27 protein-coding genes are annotated in these 25,446 nt (G+C 65.6%); 14 read left to right on the top strand and 13 right to left on the bottom strand.

Translation table 11 applies throughout. The annotated features are described in order from the left end of the window. Positions 1-116 precede the first annotated feature (116 nt). Positions 117-992, bottom strand: coding sequence for a glutathione-dependent disulfide-bond oxidoreductase (gene yghU, locus ACXAHG_RS10750; protein WP_475042009.1), 876 nt, complete (start codon positions 990-992; stop codon positions 117-119). Positions 993-1,265: 273 nt separating this feature from the next. On the opposite strand from yghU, the gene ACXAHG_RS10755 reads away from it, so the two are divergent. Next, positions 1,266-1,784, top strand: coding sequence for a YHS domain-containing (seleno)protein (locus ACXAHG_RS10755; RefSeq protein ID WP_475042011.1), 519 nt, complete (start codon positions 1,266-1,268; stop codon positions 1,782-1,784). 101 nt (positions 1,785-1,885) lie between these two features. Here the strand turns inward: ACXAHG_RS10755 and ACXAHG_RS10760 are convergent, their stop codons facing one another. Next, positions 1,886-2,734, bottom strand: a complete 849-nt coding sequence (locus ACXAHG_RS10760; protein WP_475057182.1) for an alpha/beta fold hydrolase — start codon at positions 2,732-2,734, stop codon at positions 1,886-1,888. Between the two features lie 125 nt (positions 2,735-2,859). Here ACXAHG_RS10760 and ACXAHG_RS10765 point away from each other — a divergent pair, with 125 nt between their 5' ends. Then, a complete protein-coding gene (locus ACXAHG_RS10765) occupies positions 2,860-3,738 on the top strand; it encodes a LysR family transcriptional regulator (RefSeq protein ID WP_475057184.1) in 879 nt (292 codons plus the stop codon). 68 nt (positions 3,739-3,806) lie between these two features. Here the strand turns inward: ACXAHG_RS10765 and ACXAHG_RS10770 are convergent, their stop codons facing one another. Then, complete coding sequence (locus tag ACXAHG_RS10770; RefSeq protein ID WP_475042017.1) at positions 3,807-4,403, bottom strand: GcrA family cell cycle regulator; 597 nt, start codon at positions 4,401-4,403, stop codon at positions 3,807-3,809. A 161-nt stretch (positions 4,404-4,564) separates the two neighbouring features. Between ACXAHG_RS10770 and ACXAHG_RS10775 the strand changes: the two genes are divergently transcribed. Next, positions 4,565-5,377, top strand: coding sequence for an ABC transporter permease (locus tag ACXAHG_RS10775; RefSeq protein ID WP_475057185.1), 813 nt, complete (start codon positions 4,565-4,567; stop codon positions 5,375-5,377). Positions 5,378-5,382: 5 nt separating this feature from the next. Here the strand turns inward: ACXAHG_RS10775 and ACXAHG_RS10780 are convergent, their stop codons facing one another. Beyond that, complete coding sequence (locus ACXAHG_RS10780) at positions 5,383-6,615, bottom strand: MFS transporter (RefSeq protein ID WP_475057186.1); 1,233 nt, start codon at positions 6,613-6,615, stop codon at positions 5,383-5,385. Positions 6,616-6,731: 116 nt separating this feature from the next. Beyond that, the gene (locus tag ACXAHG_RS10785; protein ID WP_475057188.1) at positions 6,732-7,643 is read right to left on the bottom strand and encodes a DMT family transporter; all 912 of its coding nucleotides are present in this window, start codon (positions 7,641-7,643) and stop codon (positions 6,732-6,734) included. Positions 7,644-8,039: 396 nt separating this feature from the next. Here ACXAHG_RS10785 and ACXAHG_RS10790 point away from each other — a divergent pair, with 396 nt between their 5' ends. The 5 genes from ACXAHG_RS10790 (at position 8,040) to ACXAHG_RS10810 (ending at position 12,238) form a co-directional block, all read left to right on the top strand. After that, positions 8,040-9,215, top strand: a complete 1,176-nt coding sequence (locus ACXAHG_RS10790) for an acetylornithine transaminase (protein WP_475057190.1) — start codon at positions 8,040-8,042, stop codon at positions 9,213-9,215. A 79-nt stretch (positions 9,216-9,294) separates the two neighbouring features. Further along, positions 9,295-10,221: an ornithine carbamoyltransferase gene (gene argF / locus ACXAHG_RS10795; protein WP_475042025.1), complete on the top strand. Its 927-nt coding sequence runs from the start codon at positions 9,295-9,297 to the stop codon at positions 10,219-10,221. 2 nt (positions 10,222-10,223) lie between these two features. Further along, entirely contained in the window at positions 10,224-10,610 is a 387-nt protein-coding gene (locus ACXAHG_RS10800) for an ACT domain-containing protein (RefSeq protein ID WP_475057191.1), read from the top strand. 228 nt (positions 10,611-10,838) lie between these two features. After that, the gene (locus tag ACXAHG_RS10805) at positions 10,839-11,411 is read left to right on the top strand and encodes a cysteine hydrolase family protein (RefSeq protein WP_475057193.1); all 573 of its coding nucleotides are present in this window, start codon (positions 10,839-10,841) and stop codon (positions 11,409-11,411) included. 107 nt (positions 11,412-11,518) lie between these two features. Continuing rightward, positions 11,519-12,238 (top strand): SDR family NAD(P)-dependent oxidoreductase, encoded by a 720-nt coding sequence (locus ACXAHG_RS10810; RefSeq protein WP_475057194.1) that lies wholly within the window; start codon positions 11,519-11,521, stop codon positions 12,236-12,238. A 75-nt stretch (positions 12,239-12,313) separates the two neighbouring features. On the opposite strand, the gene ACXAHG_RS10815 is transcribed toward ACXAHG_RS10810, so the two are convergent. The 3 genes from ACXAHG_RS10815 to hrpB form a co-directional block, all read right to left on the bottom strand. After that, positions 12,314-13,795 carry an inorganic phosphate transporter gene (locus ACXAHG_RS10815; RefSeq protein ID WP_475057196.1) on the bottom strand — a complete coding sequence of 494 codons (1,482 nt, stop codon included), beginning with the start codon at positions 13,793-13,795 and terminating at the stop codon, positions 12,314-12,316. 90 nt (positions 13,796-13,885) lie between these two features. Then, on the bottom strand, positions 13,886-14,344 hold the full coding sequence (locus ACXAHG_RS10820) for an NUDIX hydrolase (RefSeq protein ID WP_475057197.1): 459 nt from the start codon (positions 14,342-14,344) through the stop codon (positions 13,886-13,888). Between the two features lie 207 nt (positions 14,345-14,551). Beyond that, a complete protein-coding gene (hrpB, locus tag ACXAHG_RS10825; protein ID WP_475057199.1) occupies positions 14,552-16,999 on the bottom strand; it encodes an ATP-dependent helicase HrpB in 2,448 nt (815 codons plus the stop codon). A 349-nt stretch (positions 17,000-17,348) separates the two neighbouring features. Between hrpB and meaB the strand changes: the two genes are divergently transcribed. The 5 genes from meaB to ACXAHG_RS10850 all read left to right on the top strand — a co-directional run bounded on the left by meaB (position 17,349) and on the right by ACXAHG_RS10850 (position 20,607). Beyond that, entirely contained in the window at positions 17,349-18,326 is a 978-nt protein-coding gene (gene meaB, locus ACXAHG_RS10830; RefSeq protein ID WP_475057200.1) for a methylmalonyl Co-A mutase-associated GTPase MeaB, read from the top strand. 5 nt (positions 18,327-18,331) lie between these two features. After that, positions 18,332-19,135 carry an alpha/beta hydrolase gene (locus ACXAHG_RS10835; protein ID WP_475057201.1) on the top strand — a complete coding sequence of 268 codons (804 nt, stop codon included), beginning with the start codon at positions 18,332-18,334 and terminating at the stop codon, positions 19,133-19,135. 150 nt (positions 19,136-19,285) lie between these two features. Then, positions 19,286-19,576: a 50S ribosomal protein L28 gene (gene rpmB, locus ACXAHG_RS10840; RefSeq protein ID WP_475057203.1), complete on the top strand. Its 291-nt coding sequence runs from the start codon at positions 19,286-19,288 to the stop codon at positions 19,574-19,576. Between the two features lie 117 nt (positions 19,577-19,693). Beyond that, positions 19,694-20,065 carry a hypothetical protein gene (locus ACXAHG_RS10845; RefSeq protein WP_475057204.1) on the top strand — a complete coding sequence of 124 codons (372 nt, stop codon included), beginning with the start codon at positions 19,694-19,696 and terminating at the stop codon, positions 20,063-20,065. A 53-nt stretch (positions 20,066-20,118) separates the two neighbouring features. Next, on the top strand, positions 20,119-20,607 hold the full coding sequence (locus ACXAHG_RS10850; RefSeq protein ID WP_475057206.1) for a copper chaperone PCu(A)C: 489 nt from the start codon (positions 20,119-20,121) through the stop codon (positions 20,605-20,607). A gap of 94 nt (positions 20,608-20,701) precedes the next feature. On the opposite strand, the gene ACXAHG_RS10855 is transcribed toward ACXAHG_RS10850, so the two are convergent. Further along, positions 20,702-21,394 (bottom strand): NAD-dependent deacylase, encoded by a 693-nt coding sequence (locus ACXAHG_RS10855; protein ID WP_475057207.1) that lies wholly within the window; start codon positions 21,392-21,394, stop codon positions 20,702-20,704. A gap of 70 nt (positions 21,395-21,464) precedes the next feature. Between ACXAHG_RS10855 and ACXAHG_RS10860 the strand changes: the two genes are divergently transcribed. After that, complete coding sequence (locus ACXAHG_RS10860; protein ID WP_475057208.1) at positions 21,465-21,902, top strand: low molecular weight protein-tyrosine-phosphatase; 438 nt, start codon at positions 21,465-21,467, stop codon at positions 21,900-21,902. Position 21,903: 1 nt separating this feature from the next. Here the strand turns inward: ACXAHG_RS10860 and ACXAHG_RS10865 are convergent, their stop codons facing one another. From ACXAHG_RS10865 to ACXAHG_RS10880, 4 genes are all read right to left on the bottom strand, one after another. Next, positions 21,904-22,869, bottom strand: coding sequence for a LysR family transcriptional regulator (locus ACXAHG_RS10865; RefSeq protein WP_475057209.1), 966 nt, complete (start codon positions 22,867-22,869; stop codon positions 21,904-21,906). Between the two features lie 176 nt (positions 22,870-23,045). After that, entirely contained in the window at positions 23,046-23,366 is a 321-nt protein-coding gene (locus ACXAHG_RS10870; RefSeq protein WP_475057210.1) for a hypothetical protein, read from the bottom strand. A gap of 138 nt (positions 23,367-23,504) precedes the next feature. Further along, positions 23,505-23,687, bottom strand: a complete 183-nt coding sequence (locus ACXAHG_RS10875; RefSeq protein WP_475042046.1) for a hypothetical protein — start codon at positions 23,685-23,687, stop codon at positions 23,505-23,507. 362 nt (positions 23,688-24,049) lie between these two features. Continuing rightward, on the bottom strand, positions 24,050-25,414 hold the full coding sequence (locus tag ACXAHG_RS10880) for a hypothetical protein (RefSeq protein WP_475057211.1): 1,365 nt from the start codon (positions 25,412-25,414) through the stop codon (positions 24,050-24,052). Positions 25,415-25,446: the final 32 nt, after the last annotated feature.

A 25,446-nucleotide genomic window follows, 5' to 3' on the forward strand; every position in this document is an offset into this window, starting at 1 on the left:
AGATGTGGAGAAGAGACAGGCCCAAGGCCGCATAAGCAAGCCCGGGCCTTGCCCGGGGGTGCGCGGGCGCGGGAGCACCCGGCAAGGCCTGGGCCGGGGTGTTTGCGGCCAGGCGGTTACTCTGCCGCCGGTTCCAGCTTGTCCTGGGTGCGGGTCTCGAAATCGCTGGCGTCGTGGCGCTCGTGCAATTGCAGCTCCAGATCGCCGAAGGAGCGGTTCACCATGCGGCCGCGCTGCACCGCCGGGCGGGCGTCGATGGCCTTGGCCCAGCGGACCACATTGGTGTAGCTTTCAACGTCCAGGAACTCCGCCGCATCATAGAGGCGGCCCAGCACCAGCTGGCCGTACCAGGGCCAGATCGCCATATCGGCGATGGTGTAGTCTTCACCCGCGATATAGGTCCGCTCTGCCAGCTGCCGGTCCAGAACGTCCAGCTGCCGCTTGCTCTCCATCGCGAAGCGGTCGATCGGGTACTGCCATTTCTCCGGCGCATAGGCGTAGAAATGGCCAAAGCCGCCGCCGAGGTAGGGCGCGCTGCCCATCTGCCAGAACAGCCAGTTCAGCGTCTCGGTGCGCGCAGTACCGCCCTCGGGCAGGAACTCGCCGAATTTCTCCGCCAGATGCATCAGGATCGAGGCGCTTTCAAACACCCGCACCGGTTCATCGCCGCTGCGGTCCAGGAGCGCCGGGATCTTGGAGTTGGGGTTGATCTCCACAAAGCCCGAGCCGAACTGGTCGCCATCGCCGATCCGGATCAGCCAGGCGTCATATTCGGCGCCTGCGTGGCCCTTGGCCAGCAGTTCTTCCAGCATAACCGTCACTTTCACCCCGTTCGGGGTCGCCAGCGAGTAAAGCTGCAGCGGGTGCTTGCCCGCGGGCAGCTCCTTATCGTGGGTCGCACCGGCGATGGGACGGTTGGTGGAGGCAAACTCGCCGCCGTTTTCCTGGTCCCATGTCCAGACCTTGGGCGGGGTATAGGGGGTATCGCACATCTGTCGGGCCTTGCTTTGATTGTTTCCTGAAACCGGTCAATCGCACGCGCTGCGGCAATTGGCTTTGGCAGAGATAAGGGGATATTTACAAATTCCAATGACTGGAAGGTATGGGCAGCGGAAATTTTTCAAAACCTCACAGAAGCGGCGCTTGCGGACACAGAGGCGTGAACCCCCCTTCGCATTTGCTGCAGGCCCTATAATGTCTGTTTCGAAGCCGGACGGGATGCCGGTGCCCAACTTGAAGCGATCACCGATGAAAGGGATGATTTCATGAAGCGTTTTGCATTTGCTGCTGCGGCAGCGCTGAGCTTTGCAATGCCGGCCTTTGCCGGTGAGCAGTATGTCGACGGCACCGGCTATGCGGTGTCGGGCTATGACGTGGTGGCCTACCGCAGCCTGGAGATGAACCCGGTCGGCACCCCGCAGACCGCGCCGGTGCGCGGCAGCACCGAATTCACAGCCGAGTACAATGGCGCCACCTGGGCGTTCTCTTCGGCGGAGAACCGCGACAAATTCGCGGCCGATCCCGCCTATTACGCGCCGCAGTATGACGGCCACTGCGCCTATGGCGTCTCCAAGGGCGGCAAGGTTCCGGCCAACCCGAACCTGTGGCGCATCGTCGATGACAAGCTGTACCTGAACATCACCGATGTTGTGGTCGGTTTCTGGGAAGAAGACATCCCGGGCAACATTAACCTGGCCGAAGGCAACTGGCCGGGGATCGAACCCAAGGCGGCCTCGGACAGCGTGATCCCGAAGTTCACCTCTGAAGGCCCGGTTGCGAACTGATCCGGCCCGCGGGCCGCAGGGCGCCTGCGTTTTCAACAGGCAAGACTGGAAACCCGCGCTGGCGAGCGCGGGTTTTTTGCTGGTTTTTTGCAACGCTGGCGTCAGCCGGTCCGGGCCAGAAAACCGGTCAGCAGGGCGGCGATCCGTTCCGGCTGGTCCTCCATTGCAAAATGGCCGCAGTCCTCCAGCACGTCCAGTTCCGCGCCCGGAATGGCCTCCTGCAGCCGGTTGGCCCAATCCGCGGCCTGCCAGGCATCATCAGCACCCCAGATCAGTTTGACCGGCAGCTTGCCCAGCTCATGCAGGCGGTCTGCTATCTCCATCGTGTGTTTCGGGTCGTAATGGCGGATTTGATGCTGGAACAGGCTGCCTTGGCCGATGGGGCCGGAGATGAAATCGAGGTAGGTCTCCAGCGGCCCCTCTGCCAGCCTTTGCTTGTTCTGCACCGCGGACAGCAGCCACTCCCGGAAATGCGCCCGGTGATCCGCATCGGGTTTCCTGATCAGCGCCTCCAGCCCCTCCTGCATCTGCTGGCGGGTGCGTTTGGAAGGGTAGCTGTCATAGCTGACCGCGTCGATCAGCGTCAGCGAGCGCAGCCGTTCGGGGGAGAAGATGCCAAGACGCTTGGCGACGGCGCCGCCGATGTCATGGGCAATGATATGAGCGCTCTCCAGCCCCCAATAGTCCAGCAGCCCCTCCAGAATTGGCACCTGCGCGCTGATCGAGGTGTCGATGGCCGGATCGGCCGGGCGTTCCGACAGCCCGTAGCCCAGCAGGTCGTAGGCATGAACCTGATGGCCTGCCTTGACCAGCGCGGGCATGACATTGCGCCAGATCAGCGAGGAGGACGGGGTGCCGTGGATCAGCACAACCGGCGTGCCCGCGCCATGCACGCCATGGGTGATGCGGGTGCCGTTGATCAATATGTGCTCGGTGACGATGTGGTCCATGTGTCAGCTCCTTGTTTGCTGGAATGGAACATGCCTCCGGATAACGCATGACTCAAATGAGTTGATTTGATTGTGTGATCTAAATTTGTCATGATGAACGCAAGAACCGGAGACAGGAGACCCGCATGAGCCACCGCATGGACATTGACGCGCTGCAAGCGCTTTGCGCGGTACAGGACTGCGGCGGGGTGACCCGGGCGGCGGAGCATCTGGCGCTGTCGCAATCTGCGGTCTCGCATAAAATCAAACGCTTGGAGGAGCGGCTGGGCCGCGGCCTGCTGGCCCGGCGCAGCGGCGGGCCGCTGTTCACCGAAGACGGCCAGCGGCTGCTGGGCTACGCCCGCCGCATTCTCGCCCTGCATGACGAGGCCCTGGCCAGCCTGATCAGCCAGCCGCTTAAGGGCAGCATCCGGCTGGGCATGACCGAGGACACCACCAGCAGCGGGCTGTCGCGCATCCTGGGCCGCTTTGCCCGGCTGCATCCGGAGGTGCAGGTGCGCACCCATGTGGCGCAAAGCCTGACGCTGGAGCAGCATCTGGCGCGCGGCGAGGCGGATCTGGCGGTGATGCAAATCTTCCAGAGCCGGCTGCAGCCGTCGGATACGGTGCTTTATGAAGACAGCCTGCACTGGGTGAAATCGCCGGATCTGCCCTTGGTGCCGGACCGCCCGGTGCCGTTCCTGGCCTTTGATGCGCAGTGTTTCTACAAGCATTGGGCCGAAGAGGCCGGATCAGAGCGCGGTGCGGGGCTGGTTACGGTTCTGGAATGCGCCAGCGTTGCCGGGATTGCCTCTGGCGTGGTGTCGGGGCTGGGGGTGGCCTTGCTCAACGCCCGCCATATTTCACCGCAGATGGAGGTCATCGACCATGTGATGGGGCCGCCGCCGCCGCCGCCTGCCTATGTGGTGCGGATTGCGGCGAAGTCCCGCTCGGCTGCGGCCAAGGCGCTGGCAGCGGAGATTGTCCGCGAGGCGGGCGGGCAAAACCGTGTCAGCGCCGCGTAGCCCGCGGCGGACAAAACAAAAAACCCGCGCCGGGGCGCGGGTTTCGAATACTGTACGATCGGCGCCGGTCAGCGGCGGCGGTCGCGGCGCGAGGACATCGGCTGGAAGGCCACGCCCACATGCGCCTCGCAATAGGGTTTGCCCTGCTGGGCGGGCAGGCCGCAGAACCAGAAGTCCTCGGTCGCGGGGTCGCCGACCGGCCATTTGCAGGTGCGCTCGGTCAGCTCCATCAGGCCCAGCTTCTTGGCTTTCTTCTCGATCTCGTTGACCTTGGCCAGCGCCTCGGGGCTGATTTCATTGGCCGAGGGCTGCGGCGGCAGCGGCTGGCCGGCCGGGATGATCTGGCGGCGCGCAGGCGTTGCCGGCTTGGCTTCGGCCGCGGGCTGCGCGGCGGCGGGCCGTGCCGGTTCGGTCTTGGGCTGCGGCTTGGGCTTGGGGGCTGCCGCAGGTTTCGGCGCCGCGGCGGCGGGGGCGGCTGCGGGCTTTTCCTTCGGCTCGGCAGCCTTGGCAGAGCCGCTGTTGCGGTTGGACAGGCCGAGGCGGTGCACCTTGCCAATGACGGCGTTACGGGTGACGCCGCCCAGTTCCTTGGCGATCTGGCTGGCCGACTGGCCCTCGCCCCACATTTTCTTGAGCAGTTCGACGCGCTCGTCTGTCCAGGACATCTGTTGCCTTTCCAAGCTAATAGCGGCCCCAGGGGTTCTGCGGCCGCCATCATATTCCGTGTGATCGCCCTATTCTAATCACTGCGGGCGGAGTTACAAGGCATCTTGCGCCTATTGGCACAGCCGTTATGCAGTCCGGGCAAGGAAACGCGAGGGGCAGCATGGCGGATCAGGGCTATCAGGTGGAATTGGGCGCGCGCCGGTTCGGGCGGGTGAACTGGCTGGGGCTCAGGGCGCTGGCCTGGCGCGAGGTGAAGCGGTTCCTGGCGGTCTGGACCCAGACCCTGCTGGCGCCGCTGGTCACTGCGGCCTTGTTCCTGATGATCTTCAACATCGCCATCGGGCCGAAGCGCGGTGATGTGATGGGGGTGCCCTTCCTGACCTTCCTGGCGCCGGGCATCATGATGATGACGGTGATCCAGAACGCCTTTGCAAACACCTCATCCTCCATCGTTATTGCCAAGGTGCAGGGCAATATCGTCGACACGCTGATGCCGCCCCTGTCGGGGCTGGAGATCCTGCTGGGCTACCTGGCCGGCGCGGTGGCGCGCGGCACGCTGGTGGCGCTGGGCATCGGGCTGGGGCTGATGGCGGTCTTGCAGATCGTGCCCGCGCACCCGCTGGTGGCGCTGGTCTTCATCGTGCTGGGCGCGGCGTTCCTGGGGGGCTTGGGCATTGTGGCAGGCGTGTTTGCGGACAAGTTCGACCAGATGGCGGCGATCACCAATTTCATCGTGACGCCCTTGGCGTTCCTTTCCGGCACCTTCTATTCGGTAGAGGCATTGCCGCCGGTTCTGAAAGTGATCTCGCATCTCAATCCGGTGTTCTACCTGATCGACGGGGTGCGATTCGGGGTGATCGGCACCTCTGACAGCCCGCCCTTGCTGGGGCTGGCGGTCTGCAGCGGCGCCACGCTTGCCGTCTGCACCCTGGCCTGGGTGATGCTGCGGACCGGCTACCGGCTGAAGCCCTGATCCCGTTATTCGGCTGGCACCGGCTCCGCTGCCGGCGCCGGCTTGCGCCGCCCCAGCCGCGGATGCAGCTTGCCGGTCAGCCAGACGGCGGCTGCGGTGGCGGCGGCGCCCGCGGTGAAGATGCCCGCAACAGGCGCCACCAGCAGCACCAGCCAGGCGGCACCCGGTGTCAGGATGCCGGAAATATCGCGGTAGCTGGAGTAAACCGCCGACATCTCAGTCCGCTCCGAGGGTTTCACCGCCATCAGGAACGGCAGACCAGCGCAGATATCCAGCAGAATCAGCGCGGCAGACCCCGCGACCAGCAGCGCAATCGACACCATAGGCCATCCCTGGGCAAAGCCCGCTGCGCCAAAGCACAAGGTCACGCTCAGGAAGCCGGCACGCACCGCCATGCGGATCGAGTGGCGTTGCACCAGCCGCAGCAGCAGCGGCGCGCCGAACAGGGCGGCATTGGTGGCGGACAGCAGAACGCCGCCCAGTTCCTCGCCCAGGCCCTTTTCGATGGCGAAGATCGGCAAGTAGACCACATAGATCCACCAGCCCGCCGAGCGGATCACCGCAAACAGCCAGCCGGTGACCAGCCGCGGCTGCGCCAGAAAGCGGGGCAGGTATTTCAAGGGGCTGGAGGCAGGCCCGCGGGCGCGGGCGATCTGCTTGCCGTTGCCCATCCGCATCCACCAGAAGGCTGCCAGCAGGATCAGGGCCGCGCCGCCCGAGATCAGGAAGGGGGCAGGCGCCCACCACTCCAAGAGCAGCACGCCCGCCACCGGCCCGGCGGTCCAGCCCACCGCGGAGTAGAACATCCGCGAGGTCTCGCACCGGCCCAGCTCCACCCGGGCGATGTAATCCAGCACATAGGCGTTGAAGCAGATGAAGGTGACAACGGAGGCCACGGTGTTGAGCGCCAGCGCGGCCAGCACCGCGGCCGGGCTGCCCTCAATGGCAAAACCGGCGGACAGGACAAACATCGCAGCCCCCAGCGAATAGGCCCATCGGCGCGGCACCAGCCGGATCAGCCCTGGCACCATCATCCCGGCAATCAGCGACAAGACGCCGACGGCAAAATATGAAGCCGAGACCAGCCCTGCGTCTCCCAGTGCCCGGTACATGATCAGCGGAAACACCGAGATCAGGATGCCGCGCACCACCGCCTCCAGCCCCGCGAGAATGCCGAAATCCCGCACCGAAGGCACCGGCGCGTGGCGCAGCCAATCAGGTATCCGCCGCTCGTGCATCTGTCCCTCCTGTCCTGCTGGGGATCAGGGTGGCGGCGGAACATATGCGGGAAATGCCGGTTTTCGACGCGGCGGTCGCTGCCGGGCCTGGGGCTGGGAGAAACTTTCCGTGAAGCCTATTTCGCGGCGGGCGCCGAGGCGCGGGCCTGGGGTCTTTGCCGCCCCTCCCGCCAGGCGAGGATGGCGGCGCCCGCCAGGATGATCACCGCGCCCAGCACGGAGATGGCATCCGGCACCGCACCAAAGCCCAGGAAGTCATAAAGCGCGGCAAAGACCAGCGTGGCATAGCTGAAGGGCGCCACGAAAGACGCATCGGCCCGGGCCATCCCGTTGATGAAACAGGCCTGGGCGCAGGCCATCAAAAGGCCAAGCGCTGCCAGCGCCCCCCATTGCGAAGGCGTAGACATCTGCCAGACCCGCAGCACCGCGCAGCTGGCAATGGCCAGGCCCAGGAGGTTATTGAACCACAAGACCTGCAAGGGTGCTTCGCGGCCTGCCAGTTTCTTGATGAAAATCAGCTCCATCCCCATCACCGCCGCGGCTGTCAGCGCCAGCAGCGCCGCGGGCTGGAAGCTGGCAGGAGTGGGGCGCAGCAGGATCATCGCCCCGATCAAGGCAATCAGCGCCGCGCCCCAGCGCCAGGGGCCGACGCGCTCTCCCAGCAGCGGGATCGCCAGCAGCATCCCGAAGACCGGGTTCAGGAAGGTGATCGCGGTGGCATCGGCCAGCGGGATATAGGCCACCGAGGCAAACATCAGCGTAACCCCCGCCCAGCCAAATGAGGTGCGCCCGATATGATAGCCCCAATGCGGCCGGATGAAGCGGGGCCGCAGGAGCAGCACTGCCGTTGAAATCCCCATGAAGGCAAACAGAAACCGCCCGTGGCTGATCTGCATCGGATGCAGCGGTGTGCCGAGGGCTTCGGTCCCCAATGCCTTGGCCAGCAGGGTGGTGGCGGCAATGAAGGTGGTTGCCGCCAGGATCAGGGCGGCGGCCAGGGCTGGGTTCTGCGGCGTGGCAATGCTCATGGCCCCAGCGGTGCGGCAAGCCGCCGCGGGATGCAAGGGGAAAGGCTGCGGTCTTGGCCGGATTCTGATCCGAGGACAGGGGCGCTGCCCCTCTTGGCCTGACGGCCAATTCACCCCGGAGTATTTTTGACCAGAAAGAAGCGGGGGCCGGGCGGGATCTGCGAAATGGCGGTTAAAGGCGGCGGAAGGGGTTTTCTTTCGGGAAAACCTCCGTTATGGAACCTGCCCATGATCAAACGCGCAAATATCACCATCTCGCGACGCCGACGCCGCCTGGCGTGACCGGCCCTTTGGTCTGTTGTGCCGCATTCCGGCATTCTCTTTTCCAAAATCGTTGACCCTAGGCCCATGCTGATGCACAGCTTTGGCCTCTATCTTTGAAAAAGGATGATCCCGATGATCCCGTCCGTTCTGCCGACCTACAACCGTGCACCGCTTGAGTTCGTCAAAGGCGAAGGCGCCTGGCTGACCACGGCGGACGGGCGACGCTTTCTGGATCTGGGGGCGGGCATTGCGGTCAATGCGCTGGGCCATGCCCATCCGGCGCTGGTGGAGGCGCTGACCACCCAGGCACAGGCCCTGTGGCATGTCTCCAACCTCTACCAGATCCCGCAGCAGCAGGCGCTGGCGGACAAGCTGGTCGAGCATAGTTTTGCCGACACCGTGTTCTTCACCAATTCCGGCACCGAGGCCTGCGAGCTGGCGGTGAAAATGGCGCGCAAGTATTTCTACGACAAGGGCCAGCCTGAGCGGGTGGAGATCATCACATTTGACGGCTCCTTCCATGGCCGGTCGTCTGCGGGGATTGCCGCGGCGGGGTCCGAGAAGATGACCAAAGGATTCGGCCCGCTGCTGCCCGGTTTCGTGCATCTCGCCTTTGGCGACCTTGATGGCGTGACCAATGCCATTTCAGACAGCACTGCCGCCATCATGATCGAGCCGGTGCAGGGCGAGGGCGGCATCCGCGTGGTGCCCGATGCGGAGCTGAAGGCGCTGCGGGCGATTTGCGATGAGCACGGGCTGTTGCTGATCCTGGATGAGGTGCAATGCGGCGTCGGGCGCACCGGCAAGCTGTTTGCCCATGAATGGGCGGGCGTCACCCCGGACATCATGATGTCGGCCAAGGGCATCGGCGGCGGCTTCCCGCTGGGCGCGGTGCTGGCCACGGAAGAGGCGGCCAGCGGCATGACCGCAGGCACCCATGGCTCCACCTACGGCGGCAACCCCCTGGGCTGCGCGGTGGGCTGCGCGGTGATGGATCACGTCGCCGATGAGGCATTCCTGGCGGAAGTGAACCGCAAGGCGGGCCTGTTGCGGCAGAAACTGGAAGGGCTGATCGCAGACCATCCCGGCGTCTTTGAAGAGGTGCGCGGGTCCGGCCTGATGCTGGGCCTCAAGTGCAAGGCGGTGAACATGGATGTGGTGAATGCAGGCTATGAGAACGAACTGATCACCGTTCCGGCAGCGGATAATGTGATCCGCCTGCTGCCGCCGCTGACCCTCACGGACGAGGACATCGCCGAGGCCGTCAGCCGCCTGGACAAAACCGCCGCACAAGTAGAAGCCGCCTGAACTTCTTCTGGCCAGAAATATCCTCGGGGGTCCGGGGGCAGACAGCCCCCGGCCTTCCTCAGCCAAGAGCGACACCGTTATGAACCACTTCCTCGACATACACAAAACCGATCCGGCCGATCTGCGGGCCATCATCGACCAGGCTCAGACCACCAAGCAGGCGCGTCTTGGCCGCCGCAAGGCGGCGCTGGATGATGAGCTGCCGCTGAAGGACCGGATGGTGGCGCTGATCTTTGAAAAACCCTCGACCCGGACCCGGGTGTCCTTTGACGTCGGTGTGCGCCAGATGGGCGGCCAGACCATGGTGCTCAGCGGCAAGGACATGCAGCTGGGACACGGTGAGACCATTGCCGACACCGCGCGCGTCCTCAGCCGCTATGTCGATATGATCATGATCCGCACCTTTGACGAGACCGTGCTGACCGAGATGGCGGAATATTCCGACGTGCCGGTGATCAACGGCCTGACGGACCGCACCCACCCCTGCCAGATCATGGCTGACGTGCTGACCTATGAAGAGCACCGCGGCCCGATCAAGGGCAAGAAGGTGGTCTGGTGCGGCGACGGCAACAACGTCTGCGCCTCCTTCATCCACGCCGCCGGGCAGTTCGGCTTTGACCTCACCTTCACCGGCCCGTCGCAGCTGGACCCGGAGGAAGAATTCATGGGGCTGGCGCGCAAGGCCGGATCCAAGATCGTGGTCGAGCGCGATGCGGCGAAAGCCGTGGAAGGCGCCGATCTGATTGTCGCCGACACCTGGGTGTCGATGCATGACAGCCAGTCCTCCAAGGAGCGCCGCCACAATATGCTGCGCCCCTATCAGGTGAACGATGCACTGATGGCCCATGCGAAACCGGATGCGCTGTTCATGCACTGCCTGCCGGCCCACCGCGAGGAAGAGGTGACCTCCGCCGTTATGGACGGCCCGCAGTCGGTTATTTTCGACGAGGCGGAAAACCGTCTGCACGCGCAGAAGGCCATCATGCGCTGGTGCCTCGAGGGCTGAGCATGGCCATCAAGCTGCTGTTGCGCGGGCTGCCCGGTGAATACGCCGTGTCGCGGCTTGCGCCCGGTGCTGCCGTGCCCGCCTGGGCCGGCGGGCCGGGGCTGGTGAATATCACCCATGCCGAAGATGAAATCTCGGTTGTCTGCCTGGCGGAGCGGGTGCCCGGGGGCACCGAAAGCTCTGCCGGCTGGGCGGCGTTTCAGGTCTCGGACCTTTATGAATTCGACGCGCCGGGGGTGGTCCTGTCGGCGGTGCGGCCGGTCTCGGAGGCCGGGCTGGGGGTCTTTGCCATCTCGACCTTCTACCGGGACTATCTGCTGGTCCGGCAGGCGGAGCTGGCCGCGGCAATGAGCGCCTGGCGGGCGGCAGGGCACCGGGTGGAAGTCTGAAGCCAGGCTGCTAAGTTTCGCCTGCCGGGCGGGGAGCTCTCCCGCCTGCCGCGGGCCATTCCATGGAATGACCCTTGCCAGTTGGGCGTGGCGCCGGGCCTTTGGCCCGGCGCTTGGCGTTTGACGCAGCGGAAGTGCTTTGCGGCCGGGCGGGCGCGGGGATTGGGCTGGCCACCTCCGCGCCGCTCTGCAACTCTTGCGCTAGTATTCAAACGCGAGGGTATTTCCATGGACCGGAACACAGCTTTGCTGATTGTCGACATGCAGCAGGAGATGGCCAATGTGACCGCCTCCGGGCGCCAGCGGGCCAATCCGCAGGCCGAAGACAGAATCGCGGAGCTGGCCGCAGGTTTCCGCGCGGCGGGCTTGCCGGTGGTGCATGTAATGCATGACGACCCGCGCCCCGAAAGCAAGTTCCGCCGCGATCTACCCAGCGGCCAGCCAATGGACTGCGCGTTTCCGGCAGCAGGCGAGGCGGTGTTCTGGAAAACCGGTTCCTCCGGCTTTACCGGCACCGGGCTGGAAGACCATTTGCGTAAGAGCGGCATTGAAACCCTGGTAATCGCGGGTGGAGTTGCGGCCTTCTGTGTCAACTCAACAGCCCGTTCTGCCGCAAACCTCGGGTTTGAAATCGAGGTGGTAGAGGATGCGCTGATTGCTTTTGACATGCCCGCGCGCCAGGGCGGCATGCTGGATGCGGAACAGGTGCTGGAGGTGACGCTCTCGGCACTGCATACGGGCTTTGGCCCGGTTCTGCCCGCATCCGAAGTGCTTGCCCGGCTGTCAGCCGTCCCGGCCTGAACCTGGCCTGAAACCAGCCTGCGGAGGCAGGGCCTGCCTCTGCTGCCCCTTGAACCAGTTCACCTTTGCCGCCAGCTTTCTGTTGTCGGAACAGCGGAGGCTTTGCCATGGCACAGACATCATCAAAACCGGTTGCCCTGATCGTCGGGGCAGGGGCGGGGCTGTCGGCCTCCTTTGCCCGGGCGCTCTCGGCGGCGGGCTATGCGCTGCACCTCAGCGCGCGCAATACAGCCAAGCTGGAGGCGCTGGCGGCAGAGACCGGCGCCGTGCTGCATCAGCTGGACGGCACCGATGCGGCGGGCGTGGCCCGGCTGGTGGAGGGCTTGCCAGGCGATTTGCGGGTGGCCTGCTACAATCCGTCTGCCCGGGTGCGCGGGCCTGTTGCGGAGCTGGACCCGGAGGCGGTGCGCAAGGCGGTGGAGGTCACCGCCCATGGTGCGTTCCTGCTGGGGCAGGCGGCGGCCAGGCGGATGCTGGCGCAGCAGCCCGCAGAGGGGCGGCTGGGGACGATCCTGTTCACCGGCGCCTCGGCCGGCGTCAAGGGCTTTGCCCAGTCGGCGCCCTTTGCCATGGGCAAGTTTGCGCAGCGAGGGCTGGCGCAGGCGATGGCGCGGGAGCTGCACCCCAAGGGCATTCATGTGGCCTGGGTCAATATCGACGGCGGCATCCGCAATGCATCGCGGCCCGAGCGGGTGGAGGGCGCGGACAACCCTGACAGTATGCTGGATCCGGAGGCTATTGCGCAGGAATACATGCATCTGATCAGCCAGCACCGCTCCGCCTGGAGCGACGAACTGGTACTGCGGCCCTGGGTGGAGCGGTTCTAGAGGATCGCTGGCAAGGCAAAGAAAAACCCCCGCGGCCGGATGGCGCGGGGGTCTTTGTTCCGGCCTCGGAATTTATCAGCTCACAAAGGTGTTGAGCAGCAGGTAGATCACCGCGGACAGAAGTGCTGCGGCCGGAACGGTGATCACCCAGGCGGCCACGATGGTCATGAAGTGGCTGCGGCGCACCAGCTTGCGGCGGCGGCGTTCCTCCGGCGCGATACGCTTTTCGGCCGGGCGGCCTGCGGCGGATTTCTTCAGGCGGCGTTCCATGTGCCACTCGCGGAAGAAGCCGACGCCGAACACCGCGCCCACCGCGATATGGGTGGAGGAGACCGGCAGCCCCAGCCAGCTGGCGACAATCACGGTGATCGCGGCGGACAGAGACACGCAGTAGGCGCGCATCGGGTTCAGCTTGGTGATCTGGCTGCCGACCATGCGGATCAGCTTGGGGCCGAACAGGAACAGGCCAAAGGAGATGCCGAAGGCGCCGATCACCATCACCCAGGTCGGGATTGCCACCTTGGAGGCGAAATCGCCAAACTCGGTGGCATGCACGATGGCGGCCAGCGGGCCGACCGCATTGGCGACGTCATTGGCGCCATGGGCAAAGGACAGCAGGCCCGCAGAGATCACCAGCGGCAGGCCGAACAGTGCCTTCAGCGACTTGTTGCGGTTCTCCATGCCCTCGGACTGGCGCTTGATCAGCGGCGCGGTGATGACATAGGCCAGCGCACCGGCGGCGGCACCGATCAGCAGTGCGGTCTGCAGGTCGATCTTGACGATCTTCTTCAGGCCTTTGAGGGCCAGATAGGCGCCAAAGGCGCCGGCCATGATGCCGACCAGCACCGGAACCCAGCGGCGTGCGGCGGCAATCTTGTCGTCCTGATAGATGATCTTGGCCTTGATGAAGGCAAGGAACAGCGCGGCAATCACCCCGCCCAGCACCGGCGAGATCACCCAGCTGGCGGCGATCTTGCCCATGGTGGGCCAGTTCACCGCGGCGGTGCCTGCGGCGGCCACACCGGCGCCCAGCACGCCGCCCACGACGGAGTGGGTGGTGGAAACCGGCGCGCCGACCCAGGTGGCCAGGTTCACCCACAGCGCCGAGGAGATCAGCGCCGCCATCATCGCCCAGATGGAGATGCTGCTGCTGGAGACCGCGGCGGGGTCGATGATGCCCTTGGAAATGGTCGAGACCACATCGCCGCCCGCCAGAAGCGCGCCTGCGCTTTCGCAAACGGCGGCAATCACGATGGCGCCGCCCATGGTCAGCGCATTGGCGCCCACCGCCGGCCCCATGTTATTGGCGACGTCATTGGCGCCGATGTTGATCGCCATATAGGCGCCAAAGGCGGCCGCCGCGATCACCACCATGCTCATCGCGGAGCCGCCGAAGAAAACGCCGGCAGCGAGGCCCGCCAGCACGATGAAGGCCAAGGCGATGCCCGGCGCCACCAGCGGGCGGGAGGCATAGCTGGTGGCCAGCTCAAGCTGGGAGATCCTGTTCAGATCCTTATCCAGCGTGTTCCATTGCGGGCGCTGATCTTCGTGGCTCATCATCGCATTCCTGATTCCGGGGTCTGCGCACGCGCCTACCCCCGCTCAGGAAACGGTTCAAGCTTCTGACATGAAAATGTCACATAACTTTTACAATTGGCGCAAAACGGCCTGCAACTGCGGCTCATGCACCAGCCCGGCTGCTTCCGCGGGCTTCATCCATTGCCGCGTGCGTTCTGCGGATTCCGGGTAATCGTCTTCCAGTTGCTCCACCTCGGCCTCGAAGATCAGCGTGGTCACCGGCTCCTCGGTGCCATTGTCGTGGCGTTTGGTGAAATGGTATTCGCCGATCGGCTGCGGCGTGATGCGGGCTGATTTGACGCCGGCTTCTTCCCAGGCTTCCTGCAGCGCCGACTCCGGGCCGTCCTTGCCCTCGACCGGCCAGCCCTTGGGCAGGATCCAGCGGCCGGTGCCGCGGCTGGTGATCATCAGCACCTCCTTGCCGTCTGCCCCGTTGCGGTAGCACAGGGCGGCAACCTGCACGCGGGCAGGGCGTTGCAGCATCGGTTTGATAATCTCGTTCCAGGCGCGGGTCAGCGGGCTTGTCATGGGTGCTCAGCCTTTGTTGTTGGGGGAATTCCCGTGTTTATGTGTGTAATTGTGGGAATCTACGCCCGATTGAACGGAGGTGCAAGGTGATGCGCGCGGCTGTCCGGCAGAACGCAGGCGGAGCTCCCGCCTGCCGGACACTGCATCACAGATGCAGCGCCGGCAGTTGGGCCCGGCAGCGCGCCTGCGGCGCGCTGCGCTCCGGCTCTACTTGCGCCGTTTTGCCCTGAGCGTCGGGTCTTCCTGGGTCGGATCCTCGGGCCAGGGGTGTTTCGGATACTGGGCGCGCATGTCTTTGCGCACATCGGCATAGGAGCCGGCCCAGAACCCCGGCAGGTCGCGGGTGATCTGGATCGGGCGCTGGGCAGGCGACAAAAGCGACACCTTCAGCGGCACGCCGCCAACAGACGGATGCCGGGTCACCCCGAACATCTCCTGCAGGCGGACCGCGATTTCGGGGATCTCGCCGTCATAGCTGATTGGGATCTTGCGCCCCAGCGGGGTGATGAAACTGCCCGGCGCCTCGCGGTCCAGCACCTGCGTCTGCTCCCAGCTGAGCGCCGCCTTAAGCGCGGGCAAGAGGTCGAAGCGTTTCCAGTCCTCCGCCGATTTCACCCCGCCGAGCATCGGCAGCAGCCAGTGCTCCAGGCTCTCCGTCAGGCCAGGCAGCGAGAAATCCGGCAGGTCAAAGCCTTCCGCCCGCACCAGCTCCACCCGTGCGGCCAGCCGGGCCGCGGCGCCGGTCAGACGCAGGCCCAGGTCGCGCACCCCGTCGAGCATCGCCTGCGCCACTGCATCCGGCGGCACGTCCTTCCAGATCCGGTCGTCCAGCACCACTGCGCCGAACCGCTCCTGCTGGCGCGCCGCCACCCGCCGGTCGCGCTTGGACCACTCGCAGGTGTCCTCCCAGGCGATCTGCCCGGCAAACAGCTCCCGGATTTCGCCTTGCGGGATCTGCGCCGCCATCCGGATCTTCGCCTCGCGCGGGTTGCCGTCGGTGTCCAGCGCCACGATGAACGGCGCGCCTGCCAGCGTGTCGCCGCCGTCCAATATGGCGCCCTTGCCGCCGGACAGCACGAACCGCGGGCTGTCGCCCTTGCGGCGCTGGCCGATGCGGTCGGGATAGGCAAGCGCTGCCATTGCCGCAGCCGACAGGCCCGCATCGCGGCGGCCTGCCTGTTTCTCCAGCCGCCGCGCCTCGCTTTTGATGCGCTTCACCACCGGGCGGTTCAGCTGATAGGGGTGGCCGCGCATGAACCCCTTGGGGTCGCGCAGCGCCTTCAGCCGCAAGGACAGATCCGCAGGCGCCCCGCGCAGCGGGTCACGCTCGCCCAGCAGGGCCGCCAAGGGCGCAGCGGCAGGGCCTGCCTGCAGCAGCATATGCCCAAGCCGCGGATGCAGCGGCAGGGCGGCCAGCGCCTTGCCATGCTCGGTGATACGCCCCTGCGCATCCAGGGCGCCGAGCATCGCGAGCAGTGCTTGCGCCTCTGCCATCGCACCTGCGGGCGGCTGGGTCAGGAACATCAGATCGTCAGGAGCGGCGCCCCACAGCGCCAGCTCCAGCGCCAGCGCGGTGAGGTCGGCGCTTTCGATCTCGGCGGGCGGAAACGCCATCAGCGCGCCTTCCTCGCCCTTGGTCCACAACCGGTAGCAGACACCCTCTGCCACCCGGCCCGCGCGGCCCTGGCGCTGGGTCGCCTCGGCGCGGGTCACTTTCTCTGTCACCAGCCGCGACATGCCGGAGCCGGGATCAAACCTTGCCCGCCGCGCCTGGCCCATGTCCACCACAACCCGGATGTCCTGTATGGTCAGCGAGGTTTCGGCAATCGAGGTCGCCAGCACCACCTTGCGGCCCTGCGGTTCCGGCTGGATCGCCGCGCGCTGCTCGGCAAAGGGCAGGGCGCCGAACAGGGGGCGGATATGGCAATGAGCGGGCAGGCGTTTTTCCAGCGCCGCAGCGGTGCGGCGGATCTCGCCCTCGCCGGGCAGGAACACCAGGATGCCGCCGCCGGTGGCCTTGGTGTCGCGCTCCGCCTGCACCACCAGATCGGCCAGCGCATCCAGGCGGCGCGCTTGCGCGGGCAGGGGGCGTTCCAGCCAGCGGGTCCCGACCGGGTAGCTGCGGCCCTCGGAGGTAACCATCGGCGCGTCCATCAGCGCCGCCACCGGCCCGGCGTCCAGCGTCGCCGACATCGCCAGCAGCATCAGGTCATCCCGCAGCGCGCCCGCGACCTCCAGGCATAAGCCAAGACCCAGATCGGCGTTCAGGGAGCGTTCGTGAAACTCGTCAAAGATCACCGCGCCGACGCCGGGCAGGTCCGGGTCCGATTGCAGCATCCGGGTCAGGATGCCCTCTGTCACCACTTCGATACGGGTGGATTTGGAGACTTTTGAATCGCCGCGCACCCTATAGCCGACGGTCTGGCCGGGCTTTTCGCCTAGCGTTTCCGCCATCCGCTCCGCCGCGGCACGGGCGGCGAGGCGGCGGGGTTCCAGCATCACAATGCGGCCCCGGGTGAGGCCGGCTTCCAGCATCGCCAGCGGCACCCTTGTGGTCTTGCCCGCACCTGGCGGCGCCTGCAGCACGGCACGGCCGCGGGCGCGCAGGGCGTCCAGCAATTCGGGGAGGGCGTCTTCGATCGGCAATCTGGTCATGACCCGCCTTATCGCCAAAGGGGGGCGGGAGGTCTAGCAGTGTGTCTGTGATAACTGCCTTTGAAATCTCCACTTAGGGCTGCGGCCGTCTGAGGGCGGGAAGCGAAGCGCCCGCACGTGGGGGTGGACGGGCGCTGCCCGGCGGTGCCGCCGGGCGGTAGATCGCAGTAGCAATTTGGTTCTCCGGCGCCAAATCGCCATTCTTTCGCTGCGCAAACCGCACCAACCGCGGCGGATTTGCCGCCTTTCCTGCACCGCCTGCTGATGTAGGGTGCCCGGCAGACGGCAGGGGCTGGACTTTGCGGCATGGCTTGCGCCAAGGTCCGCCCAACACGACAGGAAGACGCGCATGGACACCGAACAGCTGACACAGAAAATCCTCGATGGCGACCGCAGGGCGCTGGCCCGGGCTATCACCTTGGTGGAAAGCGGCCGCGAGGATCACCGCGCCAAGGCGCAGGAGCTGCTGTCGGATCTGGCAAAACACAAGCGCCAGTCGCTGCGCATCGGCCTGTCGGGCACGCCAGGGGTGGGCAAATCCACCTTCATCGAAAGCTTCGGCATGATGCTGACAGGGCTTGGCCTGCGGGTAGCGGTGCTGGCGGTTGATCCCAGCTCGGCCCGCTCCGGCGGCTCGATCCTGGGCGACAAGACCCGGATGGAGCGCCTCAGCCGCGAACGCAACGCCTTTATCCGCCCGTCCCCCAGCCAAAGCCACCTGGGCGGCGTCGCCCGCCGCTCGCGCGAGGCGGTTGCCCTGTGCGAAGCGGCAGGCTTCGATGTCGTGCTGATCGAAACCGTCGGCGTCGGTCAGTCGGAAACCGTGGTGGCGGAAATGTCGGACCTGTTCCTGCTGCTGCTGGCGCCTGCAGGCGGCGATGAGCTGCAGGGGGTCAAACGCGGCATCATGGAAATGGCCGATCTCATCCTGGTGAACAAGGCCGACGGGCCGCTGAAACCCGTCGCCACCCGCACCTGCGCCGATTACGCCGGTGCCCTGCGCCTGCTGCGCAAGCGCCCGCAGGACCCGGAGGGCTTTCCCAAGGCGCTGATGGTCTCCGCTGTTGAAGAACACGGGCTGGACAAGGCCTGGGAAGAGATGCAGGTACTGACCACCTGGCGCCGTGAGAACGGCCACTGGGACCGCCGCCGCGCCGATCAGTCCTGCTACTGGTTCGACCAGGAGGTGCGCCAGGCCCTGCTGGCTCGGCTGCACACCGCCAGCGCCCAGGCCGCGATGGCAGAGCTGTCCACCCAGGTGGCCGAGGGCGCGCTGACCCCGGCCGCGGCAGCCGGGCAGATGCTGCAGGACCACTTGAAGGGCTAGGGCACATGCAGGAAACCCGGGTCTTTGACGGTGAAAAACTGCGCGCCTCGCTGTTCAATCCGGGCGCGGAGCGGCTGTTCGTGACCTTCCGCCAGCGGGTCGCCGTGGCCGGGGAGTTCGAGGACCGCGGCCCGGTCAAAAACATGACCAGGCACGGCTATGCGCATCTGCATATCCAGCCGCGCAACAACGACTGGTACATCAACAGCGAGACCAAGGCGCTGTCGCGCAGCCTGAAGAATTTGGCCAAGCGCTATGGCGAGGTCTCTGCCATGGGGTTTTCCATGGGCGGCTACGGGGCGCTGCGGTTCTCGGCGGCGCTGAACCTGCAACGCCTGATCGCGGTCTCGCCGCAATACACCATCGAGGCGGGCGCGGTGCCGCATGACCGGCGCCGCAAGGAGGCAGAGGCCTTTGATGCGGCGCTGGGCGATCTGGTGCGCTACGGCCGCCATGACCTGCAGGGGGTGGTGCTGTTCGACCCGTTCCGCAAGATGGACCTGAGCCACGCGCTGTTCATCCAGGCGGTGTTCCCGGATCTGCAACTGTGCCGCCTGTCCTGCGGCGGCCATCCGGCCAGCCAGGTGATCCGCGAGGGCGGCAGCTTCTGGGACCTGCAATCGCTGCTGCGCGACGGGCCGCTGAACGCGGCGCGGGTGCTGGCGCTGCACCGCAGCCGGCGCAGGCTGTCGCGGACCTATTGGCAAAAGCTCGCCCGGGTGGCCCGGCAGCGCGGCAGGCCCGGCCTCGGCGCGGCTGCAGAAGCCGGTCTGCAGAGGCTTGCAGCGGCGCAGGAAAAGGTGCAGTAAGCGCGGCAAGAAAGCTGAGTTGAATCACTTGACGCTGTTGCCGGTTGAGCGTAAGAGCAGCGGACCAGTTTTCGGGCGCAGCCAATGGCGGCGCCCCTTGTGATTTGGACCGGAGCTGCTCCGGACCTACAAAAAACGAAGGATGATGATATGTCGCGCCGTTGCGAACTGACCGGAAAAGGCCCGATGACTGGCAACAATGTCAGCCACGCCAACAACAAAACCAAACGCCGCTTTCTGCCCAACCTGAACGACGTGACCCTGCAGTCCGAAGTTCTGGGCCGCGGCATCAAGCTGCGCATCTCCGCAGCTGCTCTGCGTTCCGTCGACCACTGTGGCGGCCTGGACGCGTTCCTGGCCAAAGCCAAGGACGAAGAGCTGTCGGCCACCGCGCTGAAAGTGAAGAAAGAGATCGCCAAGGCACAAGCCGCACAGGCTTGATAATCCTGGCCTGATCCCTTCACCGGATCACCTTACACACACCGCGCGGGGGCAACCCTGCGCGGTGTTTGCGTTTGCGCAATCTGCCGCAGAGCCGGGCCTTGCAGATGGCACGCCTTGGGGGCATACCTGCCCGTGATGATGCACGCCTTGCGCATATTCTTTGGCCTGTTCCTGGCCCTGACGGTTGCCCTGACCGCGCACAGCGCCGCCGCCCGGCAGGGGGAGCGTGACGCCGCGGGGCAGATGGTGATCTGCACCGGCACCGGCGCGGTCACGGTCTATGTCGACAGCGAAGGCCGGCCGGTAAAGCCGCCGCACAATTGCCCCGACTGCGTGATGCATGTGCTGGATGCGGTGGCGCAGCCCGCGGGGCTGGTGCTGCCGGCTGCGGTCAGCAGCGCAGTGACGGCCGGTCAGCAGGCCGCCCTGGCCACGGTGCGGCATGTCCTGCAGGCCACTGCCCGGGCGCCGCCAGCCGCCGCCTGAACGGCCCCTATACCCATCTGAAATTTGAAAACCCAACTATGAGGAGACAGAACATGTCCCTGAAGTCTGTTGTCTTTGCAGCCGCGGCTGCTGCTGCCTTTGCCACTTCCGCCTTTGCGGGCGATGCCATGATTATGGTGCACGGCCAATACGCGCGGGTCTCGTCGCCCACCGCCAAGGCCGGTGCCGCCTTCATGCAGATCATGAACAAAGGCGCAGCCGATGATCAGCTGATCGACGTGCGCTCGGACGTGGCGGCGCGGGTGCAGCTGCATACCCACAAGGAAGGCGATGACGGCGTCATGAAGATGATGCATGTGGAGGAAGGCTTTGCAGTCCCCGCGGGCGCAACCCATATGCTGCAGCGCGGCGGCGACCATGTGATGTTCATGGGCCTGAAGCAGGCGCTGAACCACGGCGATGTGGTCAAGGTCACGCTGGTGTTCGAGAAAGCCGGCGAGGTCGAGATCGAAGTGCCGGTGGATCTGGAGCGCAAGGCCGAAGGCCACGGCAGCATGGATCACTCCGGCCACTCCAACTAAACCCGAAGGGCAGGGCGGGCGCGGCGTCAGGCTGCGCCGCAGCCCTCCTTCGCGCCCAAAGCCCGCCGCTTGGCGGGCTTTTTGCCGCCTGAGGCTAGGTAAGCAGCTCGGCCACCCAGGCGGGCACGGCCTCGCTGGCCGGGCCAAAGCGTCGCTCGGCAAAGCGGGAGGCGGTGGCCGACGGCTCCAGGTTCAATTCCACCGTATGGGCGCCGGCCAGATGCGCCTCGTCGACAAAGGCCGCGGCCGGGTAGACCTCGCCCGAGGTGCCGATGGCGGCAAACAGATCCGCCCCGGCCAGATGGGTATAGATCTCCTCCATGAAATAGGGCATCTCGCCAAACCAGACCACGTCGGGCCGCCCGGCAGGGGCCGCGCAGATGGGGCAGGGCTGTCCGGTCTGCATTTCCATCGGCGCAGCCCAGCGGTGGCCGCAAGCGGCACAGAGCGCGCCTGCCAGTGTGCCATGCATATGCAGCACCCCGTCTGCGCCGCCAGCCTCATGCAGCCCGTCCACGTTCTGGGTGACGATCACCACCTCACCCGGGTGCTCTGCCTGCAGCCGCGCCAGCGCCTGATGCGCCGGGTTGGGTTCAACACCCGCCGCCTGCCTGCGCCGCGCATTGTAAAACCCGTGCACCAAGTCCGGATTGCGCGCGAAGCCCTCCGGCGTTGCCACATCCTCGATCCGGTGCTGCGCCCACAATCCGCCCTCGTCGCGGAAGGTGCCCAGCCCGCTTTCGGCGGAAATGCCGGCGCCGGTCAGGATGACGATCTTCGCGCTCATTTCCGCCGTCCTCTTTTCCATCGCGCCCAAACCTCCTATCACTGCCCTGTCCAGCAGGAGCCATAACCCAATGCCTACCCGTATTCTGTTTGTCTGCCTAGGAAACATCTGCCGCTCGCCGGCCGCCGAAGGCGTGTTCCGCGCGCTCTGCCCGGAGACTGAGACCGACAGTGCCGGCACGGCATCTTACCACGTGGGCGAGCCGCCCTACGGCCCGATGCAGGCGGCGGCAAGCACACGCGGGCTGGACATCTCGGACCTGCGCGCACGCCAGTTCCGCCGCGGTGATTTCAACAGTTTCGACCTGATCATCGCCATGGACGCCAGCAATCTGGACAACATAGAGGCCCTGCGCCCCGCCGGCAGCGAAACCCCGGTGCGCCTGTTCACCGACTACGCGCCAGAGACCGGCGCGACCCATGTGCCGGACCCCTATTACACCCGCGATTTCGACGGCTGCCTGGACCTGATCGAACAGGCCGCCAAGGGCCTCAAGGCGGCGCTCTAAATCACTCCGCGATCACCCGGAAGCCGCCCGCCAGGAACGGCATCTGCTGCACTGCCGGGTCGATCATCTGGGTCTGCACCAGCCGGCGCACGGTCTCGGCCACATCGCGCGGCACCCGGTCGGCCCAGTCGGCGGCGGTGAACAGCGAGATTGTCCGCGACATCTCGCCAAACGGCAGCGGGAAGGCGTCGATCTGGTCATGGAAGCGGCCCGCGCGCATGTAGCCCAGCGGTGTGGTGATCGCCCAGCCGATCCGCCGCGCCACCATCGCCATCAGCGCCAGATGCGAGCCGACCTCAAACCTGTCCTCGAACTCCAGCTTCTGGCGCCCCAGCAGCCCTTCGATCTGCTGCGAGATCAGCTGCTCGCGGGCGTAGCGCAGGAACGGCAGGTCCCGCAGCTGCTCCGCCGCCTGCGCCGCATCCGAGACCGTGCCGCGCGGCGCCACCAGGATGAAGGGATCGCGCACCAAAGGGTATTCCACCAGCCCCTCGTGCAGGCCGCCGGCGGTGGCGGCAATGGCGATATGCAGCTCGCGCGCTTCCATGGCGCGCACGATGTCATGGCTGGAGGCGGTGATCATCTTGAACCGGCATTGGGTCAGGCTGTCCGCAAGAATAGTTGCCAGCCGCGGTGTCAGGTCATTGTCGAAATCGTCAATTAGCCCGATTGACAGCGCCTGCAGGTGGGTCAGGTCCATCACCGTCAGCTCGCTTTGTGCCAGCCGCAGCTCGCCCAGCACCGCCTCGGTGCGGGCCAGGAAACTGCGCCCGGCGGCGGTCAGCACCATCGGGCGGCGGCCATGGTCGATCAGCTCGCTGTCCAGCGCTTTTTCCAGGTTGCGCATCTGCTGGCTGACGGCCGGCTGGCTGAGCCCGGTCATCTCGGCGGCCTGCGCCACGGACCCGGTTTTGGCCAGGGCCTCAAACACTTCCAGCCCGCGTAAGGTAACACCTTTGATCAACATATGAACTGCTCCAATACCTTGCGCCGTTTTTTTCGCGTTGCGCAGGCCCGGTCAAGGGCCGCAGGCCGCGGTGCCTGCCCGGCTGCGAAAATGCCGCAGAGAAAATGCATCAAATCAATAAAAAGACGCCCGCAAGAGGGCGCCCTGGCCTTGGTCCTGAAGAAACAGGCGGCGGATCAGCCGCAGCTTTGCGCCGCGTGGTCGCCAAACGCCTTGTAGCGCTGCCACAGCCGCTCATCGCTGCGGCTGGAGGACTGGCGCACCACCTGGGCCTGATGCGGGTCCTTGAACCATTTGGAGACCTTCTTGCGCTCCGAGGCGGTCAGGCTGCGGTTGGCCGCCTTCTGGATGCAGCTGCACAACGACGGCGAGGCCGCGGTGCGGTCCGACTGGCGGCAGGCGCGCTCAATGGCGCCGGCCTCGGCGCTGCCCGGCGCCAGGGATGCCAGGCCTGCCAGGAAACCGGCGCAGGCGGCTGCGGTGAGGAAGTGTTTCATCTGTCTCGTGCCCCGTTTTGGCAGCGGGTCTTCTGCCCGCGGAATTGGCTGCAGTATGGCGCATGCCCACGGCTGTTTCAATCGTGGTAAACGGGGCGTCCGGAGACCCGCGCCCGGCGGCTCTCCGGCCTCGCGGGCTCAGGCCTGGTTGGGGCCGCGCATCGCCCGGATTGCCTGGCGCACGGCTTTCCAGTCCGCCGCCTCACTGTCCTTGCCGGCCGCTTCGCAGGCGCGCATTTTCTGCGCGGCCTCGGCTTCGGCCTTGTCGCCATGCGCGCTGTAGAGCGCGCGGGCATATTCAGCGGCTTTGATTGCATCCATGCGGATCGTCCTCCTGTGCTGGTGTCTCCCGTCAAGGGGCGCGCGTTTCCCGGGTACCCAGGGAGTATAGCGCATTTTGCCGAGGCGCGCAGGGGAAGGGGAGGATTTGCGGGGTTTTGGCGGATGGCAAGAGGGGGGCGGAACAAGGGTCGCGCGGAAAATCAGAGCGCAGCGTCAGGTCCGAGGGCGGGAAGCGAAGCGCCCGCCCGTTTTGCCGGAGGCAAACCTTTGGTTTGACGGGGCGGATCGGGCGCTGCCCGGCGGTGCCGCCGGGCGGGAGGTTAATGAGCGCTGTCCGATGGTGATCGCGGAGGGCCGTGGCTGACCTTGGGGAGGCGCATCGCGCCTTCCCGTGGGGAAGGTCAGGCGCGGCCCGGCCTTGCGGCCGGGCGGAGTGATTTCTCGACCTGTGTTTGCGGAAGCCCTTCTTGCATAAGTAGAATGCGGATTTGTTCTTTTCTTTCGATCAGGTTTTCATAACGGTCGCGTAGATCGGCATCCTCCCCGCTTAGCATCCAAAGCCCGCCGGCAAGACTGCCCCAAAGGGCGGTTTGGGCCAGCAGATGCAAAATGCCCTTGCGTTCAGTCGTGGGCAGGCCCGCGATGACAGCTTCCAGCCCGGAGATTTTGCTTTCCAGATCGGCAACCTTGGCATTGAGGCGGCCAATCTCTGCGCGCAGCTGATCTTCCGTTTCACTCGCAATGACCCCGTCGCTGGGGGCATCCTGAATTGTTGAATTCACTGCCAGCAGCAAAGCTGGCAAAGCCGCCAGAGGCTCCAGAGCTTCAGGGAGCGCATTGGCGCCGGTTTCCGCATGAAAGCGCTCAATACTGTGAGTGACTTGCGCAGCCAGGCCTTGCAGACTTGCGTAGGCAATAACTCGGTTTTCGAACAAGTGCCGTACGGACTTGGGTTCGTGCTTTGGGAACCTTTCCTTGTCTGACGGCGGCGCGTTGAATTCAGCCCTTATGCGCTCGATTTCGGCGGCGACGGCTTCGGGGCCAGCGCCCCAGATCGCGTCGTCAATCAAGGCAACGCGGCGCTGGAGGTCCCAGTCGAGCGGTTTGCCTTCCATGAAACCGCGATACCAGTCCAGCCAGAAATTCCAGACCGGATGGTCCCTGGCGTACTCTTGGAACTTCGTCCAGCGAGCCAGAAGTGAATTCACTGTGGTCTCATCCTGCCATAACGTAGTTTGGAAAGCTTCAAACCCGGCCTTTGGGGCATCATTCCGGCACTCTGCATAGACAGCGTTGTATGCTTCAACCCGCGCGGGCGGGCTCTCGCTCAAGCGGCCTGCGGCATTGGCCGCCGCGTATACTGCCTTAGAGCAGGCCGCTTGAGGATCAGAAAAATGCGTCATGACGGCGTTGAACGCTGAACGGGCTGAAGCCGCAGAAGCACGGGCTTCTGCGTAAGGGGCAGAGTAATCTGCAGATGCTTTGGCAGCACCGGCAGAAGCGGTTTCTGCGACTGTATTGAGATTTTCTGTTCCGGCCCGTTGCAAGGAGCAGGTCACCGCGGAAATGAGTGCGGCGCGCAGGCTGGCGAGCAACAAGCCTGCACCGGTTATTCCCCGTCCTGTACTATGCGTGGCGACCGACATAGCCGCGGGAAGACTGCGCAGGGCAGCACGTGCTGCAATCGCCCGGCAAACTGCCTTTTCCTGAGTTTCCAGCCAGGCCGCGAACTGATCTGCGATGTTCGGCTCGTCTTTTTTGTCCAAAGTCACTCGTCTCCGGTCAAATATCTTTCTTT

Source organism: Leisingera sp. ABD4_442 (assembly GCF_056160905.1).

Coding starts and splice junctions, on each gene's coding strand:
- yghU (WP_475042009.1), bottom strand. CDS start 992: ATGTGCGATACCCCCTATACCCCGCCCAAGGTCTGGACATGGGACCAG.
- ACXAHG_RS10755 (WP_475042011.1), top strand. CDS start 1,266: ATGAAGCGTTTTGCATTTGCTGCTGCGGCAGCGCTGAGCTTTGCAATG.
- ACXAHG_RS10760 (WP_475057182.1), bottom strand. CDS start 2,734: ATGGACCACATCGTCACCGAGCACATATTGATCAACGGCACCCGCATC.
- ACXAHG_RS10765 (WP_475057184.1), top strand. CDS start 2,860: ATGAGCCACCGCATGGACATTGACGCGCTGCAAGCGCTTTGCGCGGTA.
- ACXAHG_RS10770 (WP_475042017.1), bottom strand. CDS start 4,403: ATGTCCTGGACAGACGAGCGCGTCGAACTGCTCAAGAAAATGTGGGGC.
- ACXAHG_RS10775 (WP_475057185.1), top strand. CDS start 4,565: ATGGCGGATCAGGGCTATCAGGTGGAATTGGGCGCGCGCCGGTTCGGG.
- ACXAHG_RS10780 (WP_475057186.1), bottom strand. CDS start 6,615: ATGCACGAGCGGCGGATACCTGATTGGCTGCGCCACGCGCCGGTGCCT.
- ACXAHG_RS10785 (WP_475057188.1), bottom strand. CDS start 7,643: ATGAGCATTGCCACGCCGCAGAACCCAGCCCTGGCCGCCGCCCTGATC.
- ACXAHG_RS10790 (WP_475057190.1), top strand. CDS start 8,040: ATGATCCCGTCCGTTCTGCCGACCTACAACCGTGCACCGCTTGAGTTC.
- argF (WP_475042025.1), top strand. CDS start 9,295: ATGAACCACTTCCTCGACATACACAAAACCGATCCGGCCGATCTGCGG.
- ACXAHG_RS10800 (WP_475057191.1), top strand. CDS start 10,224: ATGGCCATCAAGCTGCTGTTGCGCGGGCTGCCCGGTGAATACGCCGTG.
- ACXAHG_RS10805 (WP_475057193.1), top strand. CDS start 10,839: ATGGACCGGAACACAGCTTTGCTGATTGTCGACATGCAGCAGGAGATG.
- ACXAHG_RS10810 (WP_475057194.1), top strand. CDS start 11,519: ATGGCACAGACATCATCAAAACCGGTTGCCCTGATCGTCGGGGCAGGG.
- ACXAHG_RS10815 (WP_475057196.1), bottom strand. CDS start 13,795: ATGAGCCACGAAGATCAGCGCCCGCAATGGAACACGCTGGATAAGGAT.
- ACXAHG_RS10820 (WP_475057197.1), bottom strand. CDS start 14,344: ATGACAAGCCCGCTGACCCGCGCCTGGAACGAGATTATCAAACCGATG.
- hrpB (WP_475057199.1), bottom strand. CDS start 16,999: ATGACCAGATTGCCGATCGAAGACGCCCTCCCCGAATTGCTGGACGCC.
- meaB (WP_475057200.1), top strand. CDS start 17,349: ATGGACACCGAACAGCTGACACAGAAAATCCTCGATGGCGACCGCAGG.
- ACXAHG_RS10835 (WP_475057201.1), top strand. CDS start 18,332: ATGCAGGAAACCCGGGTCTTTGACGGTGAAAAACTGCGCGCCTCGCTG.
- rpmB (WP_475057203.1), top strand. CDS start 19,286: ATGTCGCGCCGTTGCGAACTGACCGGAAAAGGCCCGATGACTGGCAAC.
- ACXAHG_RS10850 (WP_475057206.1), top strand. CDS start 20,119: ATGTCCCTGAAGTCTGTTGTCTTTGCAGCCGCGGCTGCTGCTGCCTTT.
- ACXAHG_RS10855 (WP_475057207.1), bottom strand. CDS start 21,394: ATGAGCGCGAAGATCGTCATCCTGACCGGCGCCGGCATTTCCGCCGAA.
- ACXAHG_RS10860 (WP_475057208.1), top strand. CDS start 21,465: ATGCCTACCCGTATTCTGTTTGTCTGCCTAGGAAACATCTGCCGCTCG.
- ACXAHG_RS10865 (WP_475057209.1), bottom strand. CDS start 22,869: ATGTTGATCAAAGGTGTTACCTTACGCGGGCTGGAAGTGTTTGAGGCC.
- ACXAHG_RS10870 (WP_475057210.1), bottom strand. CDS start 23,366: ATGAAACACTTCCTCACCGCAGCCGCCTGCGCCGGTTTCCTGGCAGGC.
- ACXAHG_RS10875 (WP_475042046.1), bottom strand. CDS start 23,687: ATGGATGCAATCAAAGCCGCTGAATATGCCCGCGCGCTCTACAGCGCG.